The organism is Bacillus sp. AFS040349, assembly GCF_002577655.1.
Taxonomy (GTDB): Bacteria; Bacillota; Bacilli; order Bacillales; family Bacillaceae; genus Metabacillus.
The window spans coordinates 1-5120 of sequence record NZ_NUMC01000145.1 but is presented as its reverse complement, the minus strand read 5'-3'; the positions used below and the strand labels follow the sequence as shown (position 1 = coordinate 5120).

Genomic DNA, 5120 nt, shown 5'->3' with positions numbered 1-5120 from the left:
AGAAGTTTTGACAATACGGATTTTTATCAGGGGGGCTGAAGATGGAATACACAGTAAAAAAGCTAGCAACATTGGCTGGAGTGAGTGCAAGAACCTTACGATACTATGATGAGATTGGGATTCTTAAGCCGGCGAGAATCAATTCATCAGGTTATCGTATATACGGACATGATGAAGTTAATAAATTACAGCAAATTATGTTTTATCGTGAACTTGGTATTGACTTAGATAGCATTCAACAAATTTTATCATCTCCCTCATTTGATCAAACAGCTGCCCTTGAAGAACATTTAGAAAATCTTTTATCTAAGCGAGCACAACTAAATGTTCTAATTGAAAATGTAAGAAAAACAATTGCTACTAAGGAAGGGAGAATGACAATGAGTGACAAAGAAAAGTTTGAGGGCTTCAAAGATCAATTAATTGAGGAAAATGAACAAAAATATGGAGAGGAAATAAGGTCAAAATATGGTAATACTACAGTTGACAAATCAAACAATAAATTAAAAAACATGTCCGAATATCAATATTCTCAAGCTGAACAATTAGGTACTGATATTTTAAGTATTCTTAATGAAGCGTTTAAAACAGGTGACCCCGAGAGTGAGCTTGCTCAAAAAACAGCAGATTTACATCGCCAATGGTTAAGTTTTTATTGGGATCATTATACAAAGGAAGCGCATGCAGGACTAGCGCAAATGTATGTTGAAGATGAACGTTTCACAGCATTTTATGATAAAGAAAATAAAGGAACTGCTGAATTTTTAAGAGATGCAATTTTGATTTATACAAGACAAAACAAAGCTGAAGAATGAGTTTATGAATGATATTATTTTGCAAATATTGAGTAGTTGCACCTGAATGAAAATCTCCATTTTAGCTAAACTTAAGATTGCGACACATTCTTTTTTGGAGGTATAACATGTCTAAGAAGAAAAACACACCATCATCAGAGGTAGATCAAAAGAAGTTAGTGGATGATAAGGCGAAGAAACTAAGAGAAAATGGTTTTGAAGATGACCATGTTCGAAGAGTAACCTTAAATGGTGCTGATGGTCAATAAAAGTGCCCCTTATACAAATGAGGGAGTATTTAGCCTAAAGTAAGAGGTTTACCTATTTAACAGGTAAATGGTTTTATTAAAGATAGAAAAACTAACAATTAACTTTACTGAGTGAGGTGAGCGTTTTGTCTAAAAAACATCATAATAGTCCTGAACAAAAGGCCATAATGGCTCATAGAGATACAGAAACAGCAGAAGAATATGCTTATAAAAAGAAGCCAGCACCCGGTCACCGCGAACAATCAAAACATAAAAAGGTATAATCATCTATTTTTTATAATAGATTATAGAAAAAGACCGATACGTTCATAGTCGGTCTTTTTTACTTGATAGAATGTTTTGCTTTAAAGAAGTAAAAGGATTTGGAGGTAAGTGGTGTGAAATGGTTTGTAATTGCTGCATGTTTAATTTTTGTAACCTGTGCATCTGTTTATTCAACTGATTTTTTTTACAACATAGATGTTAGTGTTACTCTTTTCTTTGAGAAATTACGTTTACCATTTTTAACAGACGTATTTTTGGTCATTACCGAAATGGGATCTTTAAAATTTTATTTACCACTATGTCTTGTTATTGGACTATATTTTTTATTTAAGCGAAAAATAGTTGGAGTCATTTTCTTATTTGTGGTGCTGTACAGTGTCAGGCAGCTTAATTATCAATTAAAAGAGTTATTCTCGCGGGAACGACCATCGTTTGATGCCGTTTATGAAGCATCTCATTATAGCTTCCCTAGTGGACATGCTATGAATTCAGCGGCCATTTATGGATTTATTAGCTTTTTATTGTTATTTTACATAATAAAGAATCCTAATAAAAGAATAATAGCAGCTGTTATGACAGCTGTACTAGTATTTTTAATCGGTGTTAGTAGAATTTATTTAGGTGTTCATTATCTAACAGACGTATTAGCAGGTTGGAGTGTAGGTTTTATTTGGTTAGTTATTTTGTCTACAATATTTGCTAAAACCCATCATTTTATCGACAAAAATAGAAGGTATTAGATAAAGGAATTCTCCTCTTAATAGCTAATTATTATAGTATGAAATGGATTCGTAGAGGGGGAGAAATATGGTCTATTCCTTGTTAGTAAGAAAACGTACTTTATCTTTTGATATTACCATTTTCCAAACTCCAAGTTTTGGAGAGAAAAAAGGGTACAAAGATGTTTATCGGCTTATTCTTGAAGGAAATAACCACAAGGATGTTTTAGAAAAAGTATTTCAAACTTTTAATGTGGCGGACCGCATGCCTGCAGATTATGATGCAAGGTATTTAAGTACGGGTGATATTGTTTTAATTGATGAGGGAAAAAAGGGGCAAACTTATTACAAGCTCTGTCCACAAGGATGGCAGATTATTAACCGAATACATGTAAGATAAAAGCTGACAGAAACCTATTTCTGTCAGCTTTTTAATATTAAATATGATGACCAGGACCATTTTTACGTTTATCTGAAGTATGTTCTTTTGAATGAGCTGTTTCCTCAGCTGCGAGTACTTCAGGGGAAATGTGATTGTTCTTCTTAGGTGTATTTCTGTTTCGATGTTTTTTACCCATGATAACACTCCTCCTTAAATCTCATTAGATTTATTTGTCGCATGTGTTTTTTTCTTTTTAGCGTTCTTGGATTCATGAGGTTGAGTTCCATTTCGGGAACCTGGGTTTGTTTCATTTGCATGTTGTACGGCTTGTTCAAGTTTCTTTTTCATGCGAAATTACCTCCCTAAACTGTTTACTTTTATATCATGTCCATTTCGGTTCATGATAAAGCTAACAAAATTTGTTTTGTATGAATGGCTGAAGGAAGAGTAATGTTAATAAAGTTAATAAATGTTTCCTATAATTTTTTAAAAATTTCATGTAATATGGTATAGTAAATTGACTTTTTGTACTTTTAGAATTGGAGGTTTTATTAATGAGTGTACATATAGGAGCAAAAGAAAATGAAATAGCAGAAACGGTCCTCTTACCAGGTGATCCACTACGTGCTAAGTATATAGCAGAAACATTTTTAGAAGATGTAACTTGTTATAATGAAGTAAGGGGAATGCTTGGTTTTACTGGTACATATAAAGGAGAGCGTATTTCAGTACAAGGTACAGGGATGGGAGTCCCATCTATTTCAATATACATAAATGAACTTATGAACAGTTATGGTGTTCAAAACCTTATCAGAGTAGGTACATGTGGTGCCATTCAAAAGGATGTTAAAGTAAGAGATGTTATTTTAGCGATGAGTGCTTCAACAGATTCACAAATGAATCGCTTAACGTTTGGTGGAGTTGATTATGCGCCGACTGCTAATTTTGAGCTACTTAAAAAAGCGTATGATACTGGTCTTGAAAAAGGACTCAACCTTAAAGTTGGAAACATCTTTACAGCTGATATGTTTTATAATGATAACGCTGAACTTGAGAAATGGGCTAGATATGGCATACTTGCAATTGAAATGGAGTCTGCTGCACTGTATACATTAGCAGCAAAATTTGGTCGTAAAGCATTATCTGTTTTAACAGTGAGCGACCATATCTTAACTGGAGAAGAAACAACTGCTGAGGAACGTCAAACTACCTTTAATGATATGATTGTTGTTGCGTTAGATGCTGCAATAAAAAAAGAAATGTAAGATTCCGCAAAAAAACCGCATTTAGATTTTGTGCGGTTTTTTATATTTATTTATTACCTTTTTCCTATAAAGTAAAAAGTCTTGGTTTTTTTGTCGAAATAAAATTTTTTTATATGTTTTAAGGTATAAGAGATGCGGAAATGATGTGATTAAGTGCTTTTTATCACATCAATAAGAAAAACGTGATGAATCGCCTATTAATGAATGATTAGATAGGGTGATCAAATGTTTTATCTAAAACTAACTCTTACATTTCTTTTTCTTTTTATGCTAACAGCCTGTTCTGTTATTTCAGGAGGATTATCTTTTAGTGGGGAACAACATGGAAGTTACACAAAGAGTATTTCTGTACAAACAAATGAACTTTTATTAGAGTCTAAATATTTTAATGAAGTCAAACAAGTAGATGGTAATATTCAAATAGAAAATCCTGACAATATTCTTGCTTTAGTAAATAAAACTTATGGTCTTCCTGCTGGTTACGAACCAAATGATTTAACAGTTCCTAATGTTGAATTTTCGTTTGGTGATGAAGATGTTCCTAAAAAATATTTACGTAAAGAGGCAGCTGATGCTTTGGAGGAACTTTTCAAATATGCCAAAGAGGAAGAAATTGAACTGTATGCAGTATCTGGTTATCGCTCTTATTCAAGGCAACAAGGAATTTTTAATGTGGAAAAAGAGCAAAGTGGCGAAGAGCATGCTTTAGCAGCTGTTGCTTTGCCTGGGAAAAGTGAACATCAAACAGGTTTAGCCATGGATGTTACAAGCAAAAGTGTAGATTTAGAGATTACTCAAGATTTTGGCGAAACAAAAGAGGGAAAGTGGTTGCGTGATAATGCACATCGTGCAGGATTTATTATCCGATATCCACTAAACAAGGAACTGGTTACAGAATATCAATATGAACCATGGCATATTCGATATGTTGGCAAGGAAAAGGCAACATATATCTATGAAAATAAATTAACATTAGAGGAATACTTTAAAAAGGTAAGAAAAATATAGTTGGTGAGTATATGGAAAAAGATTTAGATAAAATCTCTAAAGGATTAGATATTCTTTTTATAGGCTATAATCCCAGCTTAGTTTCTGGTGAAGTTGGACATAATTATGCAAATAAAAATAATCGTTTTTGGAAAATTCTTTACGAAGCTGGATTAACAGATCGATTATACCTCCCTGAAGAAGATAGTACCTTATGTAAGATGGGGTATGGATTTACGAATATTGTGGCTAGACCAACAAGAGCAGCAGATGAAATTACCCGAGAGGAATATCAAGTAGGAAGAGAAGTTCTGAAAGAGAAGATATCATTTTATAAGCCAAAGATTGCTTTTTTTGTCGGCAAAGGTGTTTATCTTCAGTACAGTCAAAGTAAAAAGGCCGATTGGGGAAAACAAGAAAAGAGTCAAGTCCAGAATATT

10 protein-coding genes are annotated in these 5120 nt (G+C 33.2%); 8 read left to right on the top strand and 2 right to left on the bottom strand.

Going from position 1 to position 5120, the window contains the following annotated elements; translation table 11 throughout:
• The first annotated feature begins 41 nt into the window (after positions 1–41).
• From COD11_RS24085 to COD11_RS24075, 5 genes are all read left to right on the top strand, one after another.
• Positions 42–815, top strand: a complete 774-nt coding sequence (locus tag COD11_RS24085; RefSeq protein ID WP_098799440.1) for a MerR family transcriptional regulator — start codon at positions 42–44, stop codon at positions 813–815.
• Positions 816–922: 107 nt separating this feature from the next.
• The gene (locus COD11_RS27135; RefSeq protein WP_176551229.1) at positions 923–1063 is read left to right on the top strand and encodes a hypothetical protein; all 141 of its coding nucleotides are present in this window, start codon (positions 923–925) and stop codon (positions 1061–1063) included.
• A 125-nt stretch (positions 1064–1188) separates the two neighbouring features.
• Positions 1189–1326 (top strand): hypothetical protein, encoded by a 138-nt coding sequence (locus COD11_RS27130; RefSeq protein ID WP_176551228.1) that lies wholly within the window; start codon positions 1189–1191, stop codon positions 1324–1326.
• 114 nt (positions 1327–1440) lie between these two features.
• The gene (locus COD11_RS24080; protein WP_098799439.1) at positions 1441–2067 is read left to right on the top strand and encodes a phosphatase PAP2 family protein; all 627 of its coding nucleotides are present in this window, start codon (positions 1441–1443) and stop codon (positions 2065–2067) included.
• 67 nt (positions 2068–2134) lie between these two features.
• On the top strand, positions 2135–2446 hold the full coding sequence (locus COD11_RS24075; protein ID WP_098799438.1) for a YodL domain-containing protein: 312 nt from the start codon (positions 2135–2137) through the stop codon (positions 2444–2446).
• 37 nt (positions 2447–2483) lie between these two features.
• On the opposite strand, the gene COD11_RS27125 is transcribed toward COD11_RS24075, so the two are convergent.
• Both COD11_RS27125 and COD11_RS27120 read right to left on the bottom strand, forming a co-directional pair.
• A complete protein-coding gene (locus COD11_RS27125) occupies positions 2484–2624 on the bottom strand; it encodes a hypothetical protein (RefSeq protein WP_176551227.1) in 141 nt (46 codons plus the stop codon).
• Between the two features lie 14 nt (positions 2625–2638).
• On the bottom strand, positions 2639–2776 hold the full coding sequence (locus tag COD11_RS27120; RefSeq protein ID WP_176551226.1) for a hypothetical protein: 138 nt from the start codon (positions 2774–2776) through the stop codon (positions 2639–2641).
• Positions 2777–2982: 206 nt separating this feature from the next.
• Here COD11_RS27120 and deoD point away from each other — a divergent pair, with 206 nt between their 5' ends.
• The 3 genes from deoD to COD11_RS24060 all read left to right on the top strand — a co-directional run.
• On the top strand, positions 2983–3693 hold the full coding sequence (gene deoD, locus COD11_RS24070) for a purine-nucleoside phosphorylase (RefSeq protein ID WP_098799437.1): 711 nt from the start codon (positions 2983–2985) through the stop codon (positions 3691–3693).
• 225 nt (positions 3694–3918) lie between these two features.
• Positions 3919–4701, top strand: coding sequence for a M15 family metallopeptidase (locus COD11_RS24065; RefSeq protein WP_098799436.1), 783 nt, complete (start codon positions 3919–3921; stop codon positions 4699–4701).
• Between the two features lie 11 nt (positions 4702–4712).
• Positions 4713–5120: mismatch-specific DNA-glycosylase (locus COD11_RS24060; protein ID WP_141549743.1), on the top strand; the 408-nt coding region annotated here is incomplete at its 3' end.

Coding starts and splice junctions, on each gene's coding strand:
- deoD (WP_098799437.1), top strand. CDS start 2,983: ATGAGTGTACATATAGGAGCAAAAGAAAATGAAATAGCAGAAACGGTC.
- COD11_RS27135 (WP_176551229.1), top strand. CDS start 923: ATGTCTAAGAAGAAAAACACACCATCATCAGAGGTAGATCAAAAGAAG.
- COD11_RS24085 (WP_098799440.1), top strand. CDS start 42: ATGGAATACACAGTAAAAAAGCTAGCAACATTGGCTGGAGTGAGTGCA.
- COD11_RS27125 (WP_176551227.1), bottom strand. CDS start 2,624: ATGGGTAAAAAACATCGAAACAGAAATACACCTAAGAAGAACAATCAC.
- COD11_RS24065 (WP_098799436.1), top strand. CDS start 3,919: ATGTTTTATCTAAAACTAACTCTTACATTTCTTTTTCTTTTTATGCTA.
- COD11_RS27120 (WP_176551226.1), bottom strand. CDS start 2,776: ATGAAAAAGAAACTTGAACAAGCCGTACAACATGCAAATGAAACAAAC.
- COD11_RS24075 (WP_098799438.1), top strand. CDS start 2,135: ATGGTCTATTCCTTGTTAGTAAGAAAACGTACTTTATCTTTTGATATT.